General features: G+C 61.5%; 15 protein-coding genes. 1 reads left to right on the top strand and 14 read right to left on the bottom strand.

Annotated features, from left to right (window positions below; translation table 11 throughout):
* Nucleotides 1-54 precede the first annotated feature (54 nt).
* From purF to leuC, 14 genes are all read right to left on the bottom strand, one after another.
* The gene (gene purF / locus IMW75_RS16690) at nt 55-1,560 is read right to left on the bottom strand and encodes an amidophosphoribosyltransferase (protein ID WP_045057939.1); all 1,506 of its coding nucleotides are present in this window, start codon (nt 1,558-1,560) and stop codon (nt 55-57) included.
* A 41-nt stretch (nt 1,561-1,601) separates the two neighbouring features.
* The gene (locus IMW75_RS16695) at nt 1,602-2,162 is read right to left on the bottom strand and encodes a CvpA family protein (RefSeq protein ID WP_045057940.1); all 561 of its coding nucleotides are present in this window, start codon (nt 2,160-2,162) and stop codon (nt 1,602-1,604) included.
* Nucleotides 2,163-2,260: 98 nt separating this feature from the next.
* Nucleotides 2,261-2,938 carry an SPOR domain-containing protein gene (locus IMW75_RS16700; RefSeq protein WP_045057941.1) on the bottom strand — a complete coding sequence of 226 codons (678 nt, stop codon included), beginning with the start codon at nt 2,936-2,938 and terminating at the stop codon, nt 2,261-2,263.
* On the bottom strand, nt 2,922-4,229 hold the full coding sequence (gene folC, locus IMW75_RS16705; RefSeq protein ID WP_205893200.1) for a bifunctional tetrahydrofolate synthase/dihydrofolate synthase: 1,308 nt from the start codon (nt 4,227-4,229) through the stop codon (nt 2,922-2,924). The genes IMW75_RS16700 and folC overlap by 17 nt, the downstream gene beginning before the upstream one ends.
* Nucleotides 4,226-5,146: an acetyl-CoA carboxylase, carboxyltransferase subunit beta gene (gene accD / locus IMW75_RS16710; protein WP_045057943.1), complete on the bottom strand. Its 921-nt coding sequence runs from the start codon at nt 5,144-5,146 to the stop codon at nt 4,226-4,228. Before accD ends, folC begins: the two co-directional genes overlap by 4 nt.
* Before the next feature lie 177 nt (nt 5,147-5,323).
* Entirely contained in the window at nt 5,324-5,950 is a 627-nt protein-coding gene (locus tag IMW75_RS16715) for a phosphoribosylanthranilate isomerase (protein WP_205893202.1), read from the bottom strand.
* A gap of 63 nt (nt 5,951-6,013) precedes the next feature.
* Nucleotides 6,014-6,838: a tRNA pseudouridine(38-40) synthase TruA gene (gene truA, locus IMW75_RS16720; RefSeq protein ID WP_205893250.1), complete on the bottom strand. Its 825-nt coding sequence runs from the start codon at nt 6,836-6,838 to the stop codon at nt 6,014-6,016.
* Between the two features lie 170 nt (nt 6,839-7,008).
* The gene (locus tag IMW75_RS16725; protein ID WP_205893204.1) at nt 7,009-9,675 is read right to left on the bottom strand and encodes a motility hub landmark protein FimV; all 2,667 of its coding nucleotides are present in this window, start codon (nt 9,673-9,675) and stop codon (nt 7,009-7,011) included.
* 93 nt (nt 9,676-9,768) lie between these two features.
* On the bottom strand, nt 9,769-10,779 hold the full coding sequence (locus IMW75_RS16730) for an aspartate-semialdehyde dehydrogenase (protein WP_205893206.1): 1,011 nt from the start codon (nt 10,777-10,779) through the stop codon (nt 9,769-9,771).
* Nucleotides 10,780-10,898: 119 nt separating this feature from the next.
* On the bottom strand, nt 10,899-12,011 hold the full coding sequence (asd, locus tag IMW75_RS16735) for an aspartate-semialdehyde dehydrogenase (RefSeq protein ID WP_045057948.1): 1,113 nt from the start codon (nt 12,009-12,011) through the stop codon (nt 10,899-10,901).
* Between the two features lie 69 nt (nt 12,012-12,080).
* Nucleotides 12,081-13,163: a 3-isopropylmalate dehydrogenase gene (gene leuB / locus IMW75_RS16740; RefSeq protein WP_205893208.1), complete on the bottom strand. Its 1,083-nt coding sequence runs from the start codon at nt 13,161-13,163 to the stop codon at nt 12,081-12,083.
* Nucleotides 13,164-13,230: 67 nt separating this feature from the next.
* Nucleotides 13,231-13,998 carry a class I SAM-dependent methyltransferase gene (locus IMW75_RS16745; RefSeq protein ID WP_205893210.1) on the bottom strand — a complete coding sequence of 256 codons (768 nt, stop codon included), beginning with the start codon at nt 13,996-13,998 and terminating at the stop codon, nt 13,231-13,233.
* Between the two features lie 146 nt (nt 13,999-14,144).
* On the bottom strand, nt 14,145-14,789 hold the full coding sequence (gene leuD, locus IMW75_RS16750) for a 3-isopropylmalate dehydratase small subunit (protein ID WP_122838208.1): 645 nt from the start codon (nt 14,787-14,789) through the stop codon (nt 14,145-14,147).
* An 11-nt stretch (nt 14,790-14,800) separates the two neighbouring features.
* Nucleotides 14,801-16,219: a 3-isopropylmalate dehydratase large subunit gene (gene leuC, locus IMW75_RS16755; RefSeq protein ID WP_045057952.1), complete on the bottom strand. Its 1,419-nt coding sequence runs from the start codon at nt 16,217-16,219 to the stop codon at nt 14,801-14,803.
* A gap of 146 nt (nt 16,220-16,365) precedes the next feature.
* On the opposite strand from leuC, the gene IMW75_RS16760 reads away from it, so the two are divergent.
* Nucleotides 16,366-17,256 (top strand): LysR family transcriptional regulator, encoded by an 891-nt coding sequence (locus IMW75_RS16760; protein WP_045057953.1) that lies wholly within the window; start codon nt 16,366-16,368, stop codon nt 17,254-17,256.
* Nucleotides 17,257-17,291: the final 35 nt, after the last annotated feature.

Below are 17,291 nucleotides of genomic sequence, written 5' to 3' on the forward strand. Positions count from 1 at the left end.
GTCTTTACAAACGCCATCGCGGGCAAGCCTTGCTCCCACAGGCCGGCCAGTTACTCAGTTGTTGTACAGATCAATGATCGCGCTGACTGCCTGGGTCTTGACCTTGGAGGCATCGTTGCGTGCCTGCTCGATCTTGTTCAGGTAAGCCTCGTCGACATCACCTGTGACGTACTGGCCGTCGAACACCGCGCAATCGAACTTGTCGATCTTGATCTTGCCGCCACCGACCGCTTCGATCAAGTCAGGCAGGTCCTGGTAGATCAGCCAGTCAGCACCGATCAGGTCAGCCACGTCCTGGGTCGAACGGTTGTGGGCGATCAGTTCGTGCGCGCTCGGCATGTCGATGCCATACACGTTCGGGTAACGAACGGCCGGTGCCGCGGAGCAGAAGTAGACGTTCTTGGCGCCGGCTTCGCGGGCCATCTGGATGATCTGCTTGCAGGTCGTGCCGCGAACGATCGAGTCATCCACCAGCATGACGTTCTTGCCGCGGAATTCCAGTTCGATGGCGTTAAGCTTCTGGCGTACGGATTTTTTCCGCGCTGCCTGGCCCGGCATGATGAAGGTCCGGCCGATGTAGCGGTTCTTCACGAAGCCTTCGCGGAATTTCACGCCCAGGTGGTTCGCCAGTTCCAGGGCCGCGGTGCGGCTGGTGTCCGGAATCGGGATGACCACGTCGATGTCGTGATCCGGACGCTCGCGCAGGATCTTCTCGGCCAGCTTCTCGCCCATGCGCAGGCGGGCCTTGTAGACCGATACACCGTCGATGATCGAGTCCGGACGCGCCAGGTAGACGTGTTCGAAGATGCACGGGGTCAGGGACGGATTGTTTGCGCACTGGCGGGTGTGCAGCTTGCCGTCTTCAGTGATGTAGACCGCTTCGCCGGGTGCCAGGTCGCGAATCAGGGTGAAACCGAGCACGTCCAGGGACACGCTTTCGGAGGCGATCATGTATTCGACGCCCTCGTCGGTGTGACGCTGACCGAAGACGATCGGACGGATGCCGTGCGGGTCACGGAAACCGACGATGCCGTAGCCGGTCACCATCGCCACGACCGCATAGCCACCGACGCAACGATTGTGCACGTCTGTGACCGCGGCGAACACGTCTTCTTCGGTTGGCTGCAACTTGCCCCGCTGGGCCAGTTCGTGAGCGAACACGTTGAGCAGTACTTCCGAATCGGAATTGGTATTGACGTGGCGCAGGTCAGATTCGTAAATCTCCTTGGCCAGCTGTTCAACGTTGGTCAGGTTACCGTTGTGCGCCAAGGTAATGCCGTAAGGCGAGTTGACGTAGAACGGTTGAGCTTCGGCCGAAGTCGAGCTGCCAGCGGTCGGGTAACGGACATGGCCGATACCCATGTGACCGACCAGGCGCTGCATGTGACGCTGATGGAACACGTCACGCACCAGGCCATTGTCCTTGCGCAGGAATAACCGGCCATCATGGCTGGTCACGATACCGGCAGCGTCCTGGCCGCGGTGCTGGAGGACGGTTAGCGCGTCATACAGCGCCTGATTGACGTTCGACTTACCGACGATACCGACGATGCCACACATGCGACGCAACCCCTACTTAATGGATCTGAACTGAGCAACACTCACTGCGGCGTTTTGGCCGTCGGCAAGAGTTGCTCCTTGAACGGTATCTCAGCGGGTACGCTGATACCGCTGGCAAGCCACTGACTGCTCCACCCGAGAATCAGGTTCTTGGACCAGTCTGCGACCAATAGAAACTTTGGTACGAGCTGTGATTCTTTCCACCACCCGTCCTGCTGTACCGGCCCCAGGCTCAACAGCCCGACCGCCACGACCACCAGCAACACGCCACGCGCAGCGCCGAAGGCCATGCCGAGGAATCGATCGGTCCCGGATAACCCGGTGACACGTACCAACTCGCCGATAAGATAATTGATCATTGCGCCTACTATCAAAGTGGCGACAAACATGATGGCACAGCCCGCGATCACGCGAGCCGATGGCGTTTCGATGTATCCGGCGAGGTACTCGGACAATGAACCACCGAACATCCAGGCGACGACTCCTGCGATGATCCAGGTCACCAGCGATAATGCTTCCTTGACGAAGCCGCGGCTAAGACTGATCAATGCGGAGATGGCGACAATTGCAACGATCGCCCAATCAACCCAGGTAAATGGCACAGTGCAGCCTACAGACGGATAAGGCGGCGCATTTTAGCAGAGCGCATGCCTGTCGGTAAGCTGCGATTAGCAGTGCATTTCAATCGCAGCGATAGTTTTTAACCGCGCTCGGGCTGGAAACGCACCACAAACCCCTTGAGGTTCTGCTGGCGGCTCAACAAATCGCGCAAACGGTCGGCCTCGGCGCGCTCGATCAGCGGCCCGACAAATACCCGATTCTTGCCATCAGCGGTGCGAATGTAGGCGTTATAGCCCTGGGCTCGCAGGGATTTCTGCAGGCTTTCGGCACTGGCACGGTTCGACAGGCTGGCCAGTTGCACCGACCAGCTGACCGACAGGCCATTGGCATCGACGCGGCTTTGGCTGGTGTCCGGCTTGCCGGGCGTCGCCGTGATTGGCTGGGCCGGTGGCGTGCTTGGCTTGGCGGCCAATGCCGGCACGGGTGCCGGGGCTGGCGCGACTGGCTTGGCTGCCGGGGCCGGCGCAGGGGCGACGGGCACCACAGGGGCGATTGGCGTCGACGGCGCTTGCTGCTCGGCGATTTCTTCGTCGCTCGGCACCGGCTCCTGCGGCAGCACCTGAGGCTCAGGTACGACCACCGGCTCGATCTGCACCTGAGGCACCGAAGGCGCTTGCGGGGCAGCAGGCGCCTCGACAGTCACCTGCCGCTGCTCATCCTGACGGGAAAACAGCATCGGCAGGAAAATCACTGCCAGCGCGACCAGCACCAGGGCGCCGACCATGCGTTGTTTGTAAGCCTTATCCAGCAATGCCATTTGCCGCTTCCTCCGTGGAGCGCCGGGCCAACCACTCAAGGGCCTCGGCGACACAATAAAATGATCCGAACAACAGAATTTCGTCGTCGCTCGTCGCTCGTGCGCACTGCCCTTCCAGGGCGGCGGCCACGCTGGCATAGGACGTTACTGAAGCGCCAAGGTTCTGCAGCGCCTCTTCTAAATCAGCCACCGGGCGCGCCCGGGGCGAATCCAGCGGCGCAACCGCCCAATGGTCGACACTGGCATTCAACTGGCCAACGACACCGTCCAGATCCTTGTCCGCGAGCAAGCCGAACACTGCCAGACGCTTGCCGACTGGCGGACGACTGGACAGACGGCGAGCCAGGTATTCGGCCGCATGAGGATTATGCCCCACGTCGAGCAACAGGTGCAGACGTTTGCCCTGCCAGTCGAACGCCCGACGGTCGAGGCGCCCCACCACGCGAGTCGCCTTCAAGGCTTCAATGATCTGTGCCTCTACCCAAGGCAGACCCAGCAGCAGATAAGCCTGCAAGGCCAGCGCAGCGTTCTCCATCGGCAGGTCCAGCAGGGGCAGGTCCCGCAGTTCGACTACCCGGCCCTGGCTGTCAAGACCGCGCCATTGCCAGTGGTGATCGGTGACACCCAGGTCGAAGTCACGCCCACGCAGGAAAAACGGGCAGGCCAGCTCGCGGGCTTTGTCCAGCAGAGGTTGCGGAGGATTCAGATCGCCACAGAGCGCGGGGGCGCCCTGGCGGAAGATGCCGGCTTTTTCGTAGGCCACGGACTCGCGGGTATCACCCAGGTAATCGGCGTGGTCGACGCCGATGCTGGTGACCAGCGCCATGTCCGCGTCCACCACGTTGACCGTATCCAGGCGCCCGCCCAGGCCGACCTCGAGCACCACGGCATCCAGCCCCGACTGCTGGAACAGCCAGAACGCCGCCAGGGTGCCCATTTCGAAATAAGTCAGGGAGGTATCGCCACGGCCTGCCTCGACTGCCGCGAAGGCCTGGCACAGCTCGGCGTCAGTCGCTTCGACGCCGTTGACCTGCACCCGCTCGTTGTAACGCAGCAGGTGCGGAGAATTGTAGACACCGACTTTAAGGCCCTGCGCGCGCAGCAATGAAGCCACGAACGCACAGGTAGACCCCTTGCCGTTGGTGCCGGTGACCGTGATCACCCGAGGCGCCGGCTTGCCCAGTCCCATGCGGGACGCTACCTGTTGCGAGCGCTCCAGCCCCATGTCGATGGCCGAAGGGTGCAACTGTTCCAGGTAGGCGAGCCACTCGCCAAGGGTACGTTGGGTCATATGTTGGCAGGCACCGGCGGAACCACGATTGGCTCGATTGGCGCGGCGACGAACTTCGGCGTCGGCAGGCCCATCATCTGTGCCAGCAGGTTGCCCAGGCGTGGACGCAGTTCCTGACGGTGAATGATCATGTCGATCGCACCGTGCTCCAGCAGGAATTCGCTGCGCTGGAAGCCTTCCGGCAGTTTTTCGCGCACGGTCTGCTCGATCACGCGCGGGCCGGCGAAGCCGATCAGGGCCTTTGGCTCGCCGACGATCACGTCGCCCAGCATCGCCAGGCTGGCGGAAACACCACCGTACACCGGGTCCGTCAGTACGGAGATGAACGGAATGCCTTCTTCACGCAGACGCGCCAGTACCGCGGAGGTCTTGGCCATTTGCATCAGGGAAATCAGCGCTTCCTGCATCCGCGCGCCACCGGAAGCGGCAAAGCAGATCATCGGGCATTTGTTTTCCAGGGCGTAGTTGGCGGCGCGAACGAAGCGCTCGCCCACGATGGCACCCATGGAACCGCCCATGAAGGAGAATTCGAACGCCGAAACCACCACCGGCATGCCCAGCAGGGTGCCGCTCATGGACACCAGCGCATCTTTCTCGCCGGTGGCTTTCTGGGCTGCGACCAGGCGGTCCTTGTACTTTTTGCCGTCGCGGAACTTGAGACGGTCCACTGGCTCCAGGTCAGCGCCCAGTTCGGCACGGCCTTCAGCGTCGAGGAAGATGTCGATGCGTGCGCGTGCGCCGATACGCATGTGGTGATTGCACTTTGGGCAAACATCCAGGGTCTTTTCCAGCTCCGGACGGTAAAGCACCGCCTCGCAAGATGGGCATTTGTGCCATAGACCTTCAGGCACCGAGCTCTTCTTGACCTCGGAACGCATGATCGAAGGGATCAGTTTGTCTACCAACCAGTTGCTCATGCTTTCTTTCTCCAGTACCGGCGGCTCGAACGCTTTGGTTCGCAGCCCCGCGTATGCCCTTGAGCTAAATTCATATGTGCGGCGATGATCCATGGATGGCCGGATCAGAGAATCGTGACCTGCGTACCACCCAAAAACCCTCAGCCATGCCTGTGGACGGCGGCAGTCTGCCAGCCGTCACATCAACGTGCCGCGTACCGCGTTGATGAATGCGTGAATCCTTGCGTGATCCTTGATGCCTTTGCTCGCTTCCACCCCGCCGCTGACGTCCACCGCGTAAGGCCGCACTCGGCTGACCGCCTCGGCGACGTTATCCGGTGTCAAGCCGCCCGCCAGGATGATCGGCTTGCGCAGGCCTTGGGGAATCAGAGACCAGTCGAACGCCTGCCCGGTTCCGCCCGGCACGCCTTCGACATAGGCATCGAGCAGAATACCGCTGGCGCTCGGAAATGCATTGCAGGCTGCCGCAATATCATCGCCGGCCTTGACCCGCAGCGCCTTGATATACGGTCGATGCCAGCCCTCACACTCGGCCGCGGTCTCATCGCCGTGGAATTGCAGCAGGTCCAGCGGCACGGCGTCGAGGATTTCCCCCAGCTCGCAGCGACTGGCGTTGACGAAAAGGCCAACGGTGGTCACGAACGGAGGCAGTGCCTGGATGATCGAGCGTGCCTGCTGAAAGGTAACGGCGCGCGGGCTCTTGGCATAGAACACAAAACCTATGGCATCCGCCCCCGCCTCGACCGCTGCCAGCGCATCCTCTAAGCGGGTGATCCCGCAAATCTTGCTGCGAACGGCTGACATGTCGATATAACCCCAAGCTAATTCCGGGAAAGTCCCGGATGGTAACAAATGCGTTCGAGGGCGTCAGCCGTCAAGTTCGGCGAAACCGGTAAGGAAGTGTGGGCCAATGTAACGCTCGGGCAACTGGAACTCGTCGCGGTATTCCACCTGCACCAGATACAGCCCGAACGGATGTGCTGTTACCCCGCCAGAGCGACGGATGCGGCTTTCCAGCACTTGCTTCATCCACTCCACCGGACGCTCGCCGGCGCCAATGGTCATCAACACGCCGGCAATGTTGCGCACCATGTGGTGCAGGAACGCGCTGGCACGGATGTCCAGCACGATCATCTTGCCGTGGCGAGTGACGCGCAGGTGGTGCAGTTTCTTGACCGGAGACTTGGCCTGGCACTGGCCGGCGCGGAAGGCGCTGAAGTCATGAGTGCCGACCAGGTATTGCGCCGCTTCGGCCATGCGTTCGACGTCCAGCGGCCGGTGGTTCCAGGTGATCTCTTCGTTCAGGTGGGCCGGGCGGATCTGATCGTTGTAGATAACGTAGCGATAGCGCCGGGCGATGGCCTTGAACCGCGCGTGAAAATGCGCAGGCATGACCTTGGCCCAGCTGACGCTGACGTCGTGGGGCAAGTTGATGTTGGCGCCCATGACCCAGGCTTTCATCGAGCGCTCGACCTGGGTGTCGAAGTGCACCACCTGGCCACAAGCGTGCACACCGGCATCAGTGCGCCCGGCGCAGAGCAGCGAGACCGGTGAGTTGGCGACTTTCGACAGGGCATTTTCCAGGGTTTCCTGCACGGTGAGCACGCCGGAGGCCTGACGCTGCCAGCCGCGATAGCGCGAACCTTTGTACTCGACGCCCAGTGCGATGCGGAAAAAACCTTCAGGCACCATTTCGGCGGCCGGATTATCTATATTTGCCAAGGGGTGACAGCCTGCTGATGTGCGCAAAGGCGGGCATTATAAGGCTGTGGGGCGGGGATGCCAGCCAAAGTCAAAAGATCGTCTTCTATAACAAAAAACGGCAGCCTCAATGGCTGCCGCTGTTGTTCACGCCCTATTCATCAAACCAGCCGCGACAGCATGTCCTTCGCTTCGCTCTTCTGCCCGTCATCGCCTTCGCTCACGACCTCATTGAGGATATCGCGCGCACCATCGCTGTCGCCCATGTCGATGTAGGCCTGGGCCAGGTCGAGCTTGGTTGCGACTTCGTCGGTGCCCGAGAGGAAATCGAACTCGGGCTCGTCGTCTGCGGAAACCAGCGCGTCGTCGGCGGTAAAGGTCGGCGCGCTGATATCCCGGGACAGACGATCCAGTTCGGCGCTCAGGTCGTCCGGTTCAGCAGGCAAGGCTTCAGACGTACCCTGCGCATCCATCTCGTCAGCCAGCGACAGGTCGAAGTCATCCGGCAGTTCCAGGTCGTCCTGCGGCACTTCGGGAGTACCTGGCACGTCAGCGACAGGCAGGTCCTTGGCGCCTTCGTCCAGGTCCAGGAGGAAGTCATCCTCGGCCAGGATCGCCGGGGAGGTATCACCGCCGAGGTCCATGTCCAGATCGAAATCCGACAGGTCGTCGAGGTTTTCCTTGATCTCGGTCTGCTGTTGCAACACCGACTGGAAGCTCAGGTCATCGTCGGACGGGAATTCGTCCAGCTCACCAAGGGCATCCGGCTCAATTTCGGGTGCAACCACTGATGGAGAGGCGGCTTCCAGGTCATCCAGGCTCAGGTCGAAGCTTTCGTCCAGCGCCTCATCAGCCACCGGCGCCGGCTCTGCGGCTGGTTCCTGTGGCTCGTCCAGCATCAGGTCCTTGACGTACTGCGCATCCATTTGCGCAGCCAGGGCTGCGGCAGCAATACCGCCCGCGGCGACCATCGCCATGGCCGGGAAGCGGCTTTTGAGCTGTTCGACCTGGGCGTAGTTATCGCCATTGGCTACCAGCTTGCGCTCCTGAGCGACGAAGGCTTCGCGATCGCCCTGCCGGCCGTAGATTTCCATCAGCTTGAGGCGCAAGTCGCTGCGCTGAGGCTCTTGCTTGATGCCGTCTTCCAGCAACGCGCCCGCCTGGTTGAACCGACCGGCGTTGATATGCGACTGAGCCCGGGGCAAGACGTCGTCGGAGTGCTCTGCAGCTGGCGAGATCAGTGGCGCTGCGATGGGTGGAGTAACGATCACCGGAGCGATTACCGGCGCGGGTGCAGGTGCTGGCGCCGGAGTCGGCTCGGGCATAGTCGCCATTTTCACGCTCGGCGGTGGAACTTCCAGGCCTTCGAAGCTGCTTTCCGGCAGATCGTGATCGACCGAGAACTCTTGCTCTTCGGACAAGGCGCGAGCCATGCGCAGGTGTTTCTCAGCTTCCTGCTGGGCCTTGCGGCGACGGGCCAGCAGCAACAGCAGGAGCAGCAGAACGATTGCCCCACCGCCAACCATGCCCAGAAGCCACGGGTTGGTCAGCAGGTCGTTGTATTTCTGCTCGTCCGTGGCCGTCGCCGTCGCCGGTGCAGGCTCGACCGGCTTGTCCTCGACCACCGGTGTAGCTTCGGGGGTCGCTGCGGGTGCTGGTGGCACGGTTTCTGGTGCCAGGCCCTGTTCCGGAGCAGTCACTGCAGGATCGGTGGCCAGTTCGGCGTTGATCGCCGGGGCAGCCGCCACATCCGCAGGCGCGTCCTGACCTCCTTCTGCCTGCAACTTGGCCAGCTGATTGTTCTTCAGTTCGATCAGCTTCTGCAGCTTGTCCAGCTGGCTCTGCAGATCGGCCATGCGGCTTTTCAGTTCTTCGTTGTCCCGACGGGTGGTGTCGAGGCTTTCCTGGGTCACCGCCAGCTTGTTGCTCAAATTCTTCGCGTCGCCCCCCGCGCCTTTCGCACCGGCCTTGCCGGCTTCGGCCGAGACCAGGCTGAGGTTATCCCGGGCAGCCTGCGTTGAAGGGGCGTCACCGCGAGGACGATTGGTCGCGTCGAGCTGCTGCTGCCCGGCACCGGGCTGCGGCGCATAACGACGGCCCTGACGCCAGGCGGTGTTCTGCGCGGCGACTTCGGCGATGGCTTTGGATTGCGGCAGGCTGGTGCTCTGCCCCTGGTCTGGCAGACGCAGCACCTGCCCGGTTTTCAATCGGTTGATGTTGCCGTCGATAAACGCATCCGGGTTGAGCGCCTGGATCGCCAGCATGGTCTGCTGCACCGAACCGCCGTTGCGCGCCTTCGCGGCGATTTCCCACAGGGTGTCGCGGCGAGTGGTGGTGTACTCGGTCGGCTTGGTCGCACCCGTGACCGGTGCGGTGACAGTTTGGCTCGGCGCTGGCTGCGCAGCGGCATCAGCGGTCTGCGGAGAGAACTTGGATGGGTCGAGCAATACGCTGTAGTCGCGCAGCAAGCGGCCGTTGGGCCACATGACCTGCACGAGGAATTTCACCATCGGCTCGGACAATGGCTTGCTCGACGTGACGCGCAGGATGCTTTTGCCGCCGGGGTTGAGCACCGGGGTAAAGGTCAGGTCGTTCAGAAACGCCTGGCGATCGACCCCGGCCTTGGCGAAATCTTCTGCCGAAGCAAGGCTAGGCACCACTTCGGCCGCTGTCAGCTCCTTGATATCGAGGAGCTCGATCTCCGCGACCAGCGGCTGGTTCAGGGTGGACTTCAGGGTCAACTCCCCGAGCCCGAGGGCATGCGCCATACCGGAGGACAGCGCCGAGGCGGCCGCTATTGCTAACACCAGTTTGCGAACTTGAACCATAGCCTCATCCTTAGTTTGAACCGCGCTGTCGACCACTGCGGGCAAGCATAGCGCCCGACAGCATTCAGTCGACAAATTATTGGCAAGTATCTTTTACGAAAGGTCTTTTATCAACAATTCGGCCACCTGCACTGCATTGAGGGCCGCACCTTTGCGTACGTTATCTGACGTCAGCCACAGATTTAGTTCCGACGGGTCGTCGATTCCCCGGCGAACCCGGCCGACATAGACAACGTCCTGCCCTACTGCGTCACCGACCGCAGTCGGGTAATCACCGGCCTCGACCAGCTCAATCCCGGGCGCATCGTCCAGGGCCGCGTTGACTTGCGCCAGATCGACCTCGCCTGCAGTCTGCAGGGTCACGCTATAGCTATCGCCGAAAAACACCGGGGCTTGAATGCAGGTGACGGAAATTTTCAACGAAGGCAGCGCCATGACCTGACGCACTTCGCGTACCAGGCGTTTTTCCAGCTGCGTGTGGCCCTGCTCGTCAGGCTTGCCGACTTGGGCCAGCAGGTTGAATGCCATCTGCCGATCAAAGAAGCTGGGCTCCAGAGGGCGCACATTGAGCAGCTCGGCGGTCTGCCGGGCCAACTCGGTGACGGCTTCGCGGCCCTGGGCTGACACAGCGAGGCAAGCGGTCAGATTGATGCGCTGCAGGTCGATAATGCCCAGTAAGGGTGCCAGCACCACGGCCAGCGTGGTGGCCGACGGGCTAGGGCTGCTGACCTGAAACGGAGTTTTCATCCCGTCGAGCAGGTGGGCGTTGGCTTCGGGCACCACTTGCGGAGCCTGATCGGCCGGCAAGGCGCCGGACAAGTCGATCACCGAGCACCCGGCAGCCGTGGCGCGCGATGCGAAACTGAGGGTGACAGCGGGGCCGGCGGCGAAGAACACCAGTTGGACCTTGCTGAAGTCGAACTCGTCGACTTCACGCACCCGCACGTTCTTGCCGCGAAACGGCACCGAATGCCCGGCTGACTCGCTGCTGGCGAGCAGGTGCAGGTTGCCCGCCGGGAAGTCGCGCTCTTCGAGGATCTGCACCAGCGTTTCGCCGACCGTTCCGGTGGCGCCAATTACGGCAATATCAAAGGACTGGGTCATGGTGCTACCTCTGGCGGAACGGGGGGAGCGGCACTTTACCGGGTGGTGGGGGCGCAGGCAATTTCATAAAAAAACCCGCACCTCTTTCAAGGCACGGGCTCTTTGTTTACTTCAGTCGATCAACGCTCAAGCAGGATTCGCAGCATGCGCCGCAGCGGTTCCGCGGCGCCCCACAACAGCTGGTCGCCCACGGTGAATGCGCCGACGAACTGCGAACCCATGTTCAGCTTGCGCAGACGGCCCACCGGTACATTCAGGGTGCCGGTGACCTTGGTCGGGCTCAGTTCCTGAATGCTGGCTTCACGGTTGTTCGGCACCAGCTTGACCCACGGGTTGTGCTGGCTGATCAGCCCTTCGATATCGGCGATCGGCACGTCTTTGTTCAGCTTGATGGTCAGCGCCTGGCTGTGGCAGCGCATGGCGCCGATGCGCACGCAGATGCCGTCCACCGGGATCGGGCTCTTGAAGCGACCGAGGATCTTGTTGGTCTCGGCCTGGGCTTTCCACTCTTCACGGCTCTGACCGTTCGGCAGTTCCTTGTCGATCCACGGGATCAGGCTGCCGGCCAGCGGTACGCCAAAGTTTTCGGTCGGGTACGCGTCGCTGCGCATCGCTTCGGCCACACGACGGTCGATGTCGAGGATCGCGCTTGCCGGGTCAGCCAGTTGATCGGCGACAGCGGCGTGGGTCGCGCCCATCTGCTTGATCAGCTCACGCATGTTCTGCGCGCCGGCACCGGAAGCCGCCTGATACGTCATGGCGCTCATCCACTCCACCAGGCCGGCTTCGAACAGGCCGCCCAGGCCCATCAGCATCAGGCTGACTGTGCAGTTGCCGCCGATGTAGTTCTTGGTGCCCGCATCGAGCTGCTGGTCGATGACCTTGCGATTCACCGGGTCCAGCACAATCACCGCGTCATCCTGCATGCGCAGGCTGGAAGCGGCGTCGATCCAGTAACCCTGCCAGCCGGCTTCGCGCAGTTTCGGGAAGACTTCGCTGGTGTAGTCGCCACCCTGGCAGGTCAGAATCACGTCGAGGGTCTTCAGCTCTTCAATGCTGTAAGCGTCCTTGAGCGGAGCAATGTCCTTGCCCACGGACGGGCCTTGGCCACCGACATTCGAAGTGGTGAAAAACACCGGCTCGATAAGATCGAAATCCTGCTCTTCCAGCATCCGCTGCATGAGCACGGAACCGACCATACCGCGCCAACCGATCAGACCTACACGTTTCATCGCAACTACACCTTCTTTAAAAAGTGGGCCGCTGCTTTCGAAGTTGAAAGTGGCAGCGGGCCCGAGAGATTACAGATTCCGCAGCGCGGCGACTACTGCGTCACCCATTTCCTGCGTTCCGACTTTAGTGCAACCGGTCGACCAGATGTCGCCGGTGCGCAGCCCCTGGTCCAGAACCAGGCTGACTACTTTTTCGATGGCATCGGCCGCAACCTGCTGGTTGAAGCTGTAACGCAGCATCATCGACACCGACAGGATGGTCGCCAACGGGTTGGCAATGCCTTGGCCTGCGATGTCCGGCGCCGAACCGTGGCAAGGCTCGTACATGCCCTTGTTGTTGGTGTCCAGGGACGCCGATGGCAGCATGCCGATGGACCCGGTGAGCATCGACGCCTGGTCGGACAGGATGTCGCCGAACAGGTTGTCGGTGACGATCACGTCGAACTGCTTGGGTGCGCGCACCAGCTGCATGGCAGCGTTGTCGACGTACATGTGGCTCAGCTCGACTTCAGGGTAGTCCTTGGCCACTTGCTCGACGATTTCACGCCACAGCTGGCTGGATGCCAGAACGTTGGCCTTGTCCACCGAGCACAGCTTCTTGCCACGCACCATGGCCATGTCGAAACCGACACGGGCAATACGGCGGATTTCGCTTTCGCTGTATGGCAGGGTGTCGTAGGCCTGGCGCTCGCCGTTTTCCAGGGTGCGGGTGCCGCGTGGCGCGCCGAAGTAGATGCCGCCGGTCAGTTCGCGAACGATCAGGATATCCAGGCCCGCGACGATTTCCGGCTTCAGGCTCGAAGCCTCGGCCAGTTGCGGGTAGAGGATCGCCGGGCGCAGGTTGCCGAACAGGCCCAGTTGCGCACGGATTTTCAGCAGGCCGCGCTCAGGGCGGATGTCACGCTCGATGGTGTCCCATTTCGGGCCGCCCACGGCGCCCAGCAGCACAGCGTCGGCCGCGCGGGCACGCTCCAGGGTTTCGTCAGCCAGGGGCACGCCATGCTTGTCGATGGCAGCACCGCCGATCACGTCGTGGCTCAGCTCGAAACCCAGGTTGAACTTGTCGCTGGCCAATGCCAGGACCTTGACCGCTTCGGCCATGATTTCCGGGCCAATACCGTCACCTGGGAGAATCAGAATCTGCTTGCTCATGCTTTCCTCTTGTCATCAGTCGGTGCGCCCTTGGAGCACACCCGGAAAAATTCTATCGTTGCGTGACTCATTTTTCGGCGAACAGCACCAGCACGTCGGTGCTGAACGAACCATCGGCCTCAATCTCGAAATACTCGCGCACCTCGCTGCCCATCGCCTGCTGCAACTCGCGGATCGCGGCGCGCATCACCTGGGGTGTGCGCATGCGCTCAACCCAGCTGCTGTATTCCAGGCGCAGGCGTTGACGCGTGGTGCTGCGGGTGTGCAACCCTGCCTCGCTGACCTGGCGCAACCACTCGCCGGCGGAATAATCGCGCACATGGCTGGTGTCGCGCAGCACTTCAACGCTTTGCAGGTAAGTGTCGAACAACGGACTGCCCGGTGACAACACATCGATGAACGCGGCCACGCCACCCGGTTTAAGCACCCGCCGAACTTCCCGCAACGCCACACCGAGATCGCTCCAATGGTGCGCCGAGTACCGACTGAAGACGAATTCGAACTCGCCATCGGCAAACGGCAGGCGCTCGGCGGCACCATTGACGGTGGTGACATTGCCCAGACCACGATCGACAGCCGCGGCGGTGACCACATCGAGCATTTGCTGCGACAGGTCGTACGCCACTACTTCCTTGACCAGTGGCGCCACCTGGAAGCTGACATGACCGGCACCGCATCCCAAGTCCAGCACGCGGGCGTTGCCCTGCCCCGCCAATTCAGCCTGTAGCAAAGCGAATTCAGTGCCTTGAGCGTGGACGGCGCTACTCAGATAGGCCGAGGCCTGTTCACCGAATTGCTTCTGGACTACCTGGCTGTGCTGGGCGGTGCTGGTCATGGGGACTTCCTTTTTGGGGTGAGTCTTTGTGTTGTTTATTCGGGCCTCATCGCGAGCAGGCTCGCTCCCACAGGGTTTTGTGAACGCCGCACATCCAATGTGGGAGCCAGCCTGCTGGCGATGGCGTCATCACGCCTTACGCAAACTTATGCGTCGCGAAACAACCAAGGCTGGCTCGCGCGGTGCTTGGCTTCAAACGACGCAATTGCCTCGTGGTCCATCAACGTCAGGCCAATATCGTCCAGGCCATTGAGCAGGCAATGCTTGCGGAACGCATCGATCTCGAAGCTCAGCACCTTGCCATCCGGGCGAGTCACCGTCTGCGCTTGCAGATCAACCTGCAACTGGTACCCAGGGTTGGCTTCAACCTGCTGGAAAAGCTCATCGACTTCAGCGTCGCTCAAGATGATCGGCAACAAGCCATTCTTGAAGCTGTTGTTGAAGAAAATGTCGGCGTAGCTCGGCGCGATGATGCTGCGAAAGCCATATTCTTCAAGGGCCCACGGCGCGTGTTCACGGCTGGAGCCGCAACCGAAGTTCTCACGGGCCAGCAGTACACTGGCGCCCTGATAACGTTCGGCGTTAAGCACGAAGTCCTTGTTCAACGGACGCTTGGAATTGTCCTGATACGGCTGCCCCACATCCAGGTAGCGCCATTCGTCGAACAGGTTCGGGCCGAAACCCGTGCGCTTGATCGACTTGAGGAACTGCTTCGGGATGATCTGATCGGTGTCGACGTTGGCACGATCCAGAGGCGCGACAAGTCCAGTGTGCTGGGTAAAAGCTCTCATTCTGCGCTCCTTTAGATCAATTCACGGACGTCGACGAAACGACCGTTTACTGCGGCGGCGGCGGCCATGGCCGGGCTCACCAGGTGGGTACGACCACCGGCACCCTGACGGCCTTCGAAGTTGCGGTTCGAGGTGGACGCGCAATGCTCGCCCGACTCCAGACGGTCCGGGTTCATCGCCAGGCACATCGAGCAGCCTGGCTCGCGCCATTCAAAACCGGCCTCGAGGAAAATCTTGTCCAGGCCTTCGGATTCAGCTTGCGCCTTCACCAGGCCCGAGCCCGGCACCACGATGGCCTGCTTGATGGTCGACGCCACTTTGCGGCCCTTGGCGATCACGGCAGCGGCGCGCAAATCTTCGATGCGCGAGTTGGTGCAGGAGCCGATGAACACGCGGTCCAGCTGGATATCAGTAATCGCCTGATTGGCAGTCAGGCCCATGTATTTCAAGGCGCGCTCGATGGAGCCGCGCTTGACCAGGTCCGGTTCCTGAGCCGGGTCTGGCACGTTTTGATCAACGGCCAGGACCATCTCCGGCGAAGTGCCCCAGCTGACTTGCGGCTTGATCTGCGTGGCATCGAGCTCGACGACGGTGTCGAACTTCGAGTCCGCGTCAGACACCAGGTCTTTCCACGCCTCGACAGCCAAGTCCCACTCCGCGCCTTTCGGAGCAAATGGACGGCCCTTGACGTAGGCCACGGTTTTTTCATCCGCCGCCACCAGGCCCACGCGTGCGCCGGCTTCAATGGACATGTTGCAGATGGTCATGCGCCCTTCAACCGACAGGTCGCGGATCGCGCTGCCAGCGAACTCGATGGCGTGGCCATTACCGCCGGCCGTGCCGATCTTGCCGATCACGGCGAGCACGATGTCCTTGGCCGTCACGCCGAACGGCAATTCGCCTTCGACCGACACCAACATATTTTTCATTTTCTGGGCGACCAGGCACTGGGTGGCGAGCACGTGCTCGACCTCGGAAGTGCCAATACCGTGAGCCAAAGCGCCGAATGCGCCGTGGGTCGAGGTGTGGGAGTCGCCGCAGACCACGGTCATGCCCGGCAAGGTGGCGCCCTGCTCCGGGCCAATGACGTGGACGATGCCCTGGCGCACGTCGTTCATCTTGAACTCGACAATGCCGTATTCATCGCAGTTGTCGTCGAGGGTCTGAACCTGCAGACGCGAGACCTGGTCCGCAATCGCTTCGATGCCGCCCTTGCGCTCCGGTGTGGTCGGTACGTTATGGTCCGGGGTCGCGATATTGGCATCGATGCGCCAAGGCTTGCGCCCGGCCAGGCGCAGGCCTTCGAAGGCTTGCGGCGAGGTCACTTCATGGATGATGTGACGGTCGATGTAGATCAGCGCAGAACCATCGTCGCGCTGTTTGACCAAATGCGAATCCCAGAGCTTGTCGTAGAGCGTTTTGCCGGCCATCAGACGGTTTCCTCATCATTTGTTTCTATGCCCCGGGTTTGAACGACTCAATAACCCTTTGGCTTGTGAGGTCGATCCTAGGGGGTTACATTAAATAACTCAAATTCATATTTTTTATGCTTTGGATAACCATCTGGAATACCGCAATGGACCTCGCCAACCTTAATGCTTTTATCGCGATTGCCGAGACCGGCAGCTTCTCTGGCGCGGGAGAACGACTGCACCTGACGCAACCGGCGATCAGCAAACGCATCGCCGGGCTGGAACAACAGTTGAAAGTGCGGCTGTTCGATCGGCTGGGCCGCGAAGTCGGCCTGACCGAAGCTGGCCGCGCCCTGTTGCCGCGGGCTTACCAGATTCTCAACGTGCTGGACGACACCCGCCGCGCCCTGACCAACCTGACCGGCGAAGTCAGCGGGCGCCTGACCCTGGCCACCAGCCACCACATCGGCCTGCACCGCCTGCCGCCTTTATTAAGGGAGTTCACCCGACGCTACCCGCAAGTAGCGCTGGATATTCAGTTCCTCGATTCGGAAGTGGCCTACGAAGAAATCCTCCATGGCCGCGCGGAACTGGCGGTCATCACCCTGGCCCCCGAACCTCACTCCCTGGTCAAAGCCACCCCGGTGTGGGACGACCCGCTGGATTTCGTGGTCGCACCGGAACATTCGCTGATCAGCAATGGCGCGGTGAGCCTGGCAGACATCGCCCTGCACCCGGCGGTGTTCCCCGGCGGCAACACCTTTACCCACCACATCGTCCAGCGCCTGTTCGAGGCTCAAGGGCTGACGCCGAACATCGCCATGAGCACCAACTACCTCGAAACCATCAAGATGATGGTGTCCATCGGCCTGGCCTGGAGCGTGTTGCCGCGCACCATGCTTGATGAGCAGGTGGCGCGCATCCCTTTGCCGGGCATACAGCTCACTCGCCAGCTAGGCTATATCCTGCACACAGAACGGACGCTGTCGAACGCGGCACGGGCTTTCATGGCTTTGCTGGACGCACAAATCGATCAGCCAGGGACACATGGCTAACTTGTGCTACTCCTATAGTGCCGCGAGACCCAGCG

The organism is Pseudomonas gregormendelii (genome assembly GCF_017114825.1).
GTDB lineage: Bacteria > Pseudomonadota > Gammaproteobacteria > Pseudomonadales > Pseudomonadaceae > Aquipseudomonas > Aquipseudomonas gregormendelii.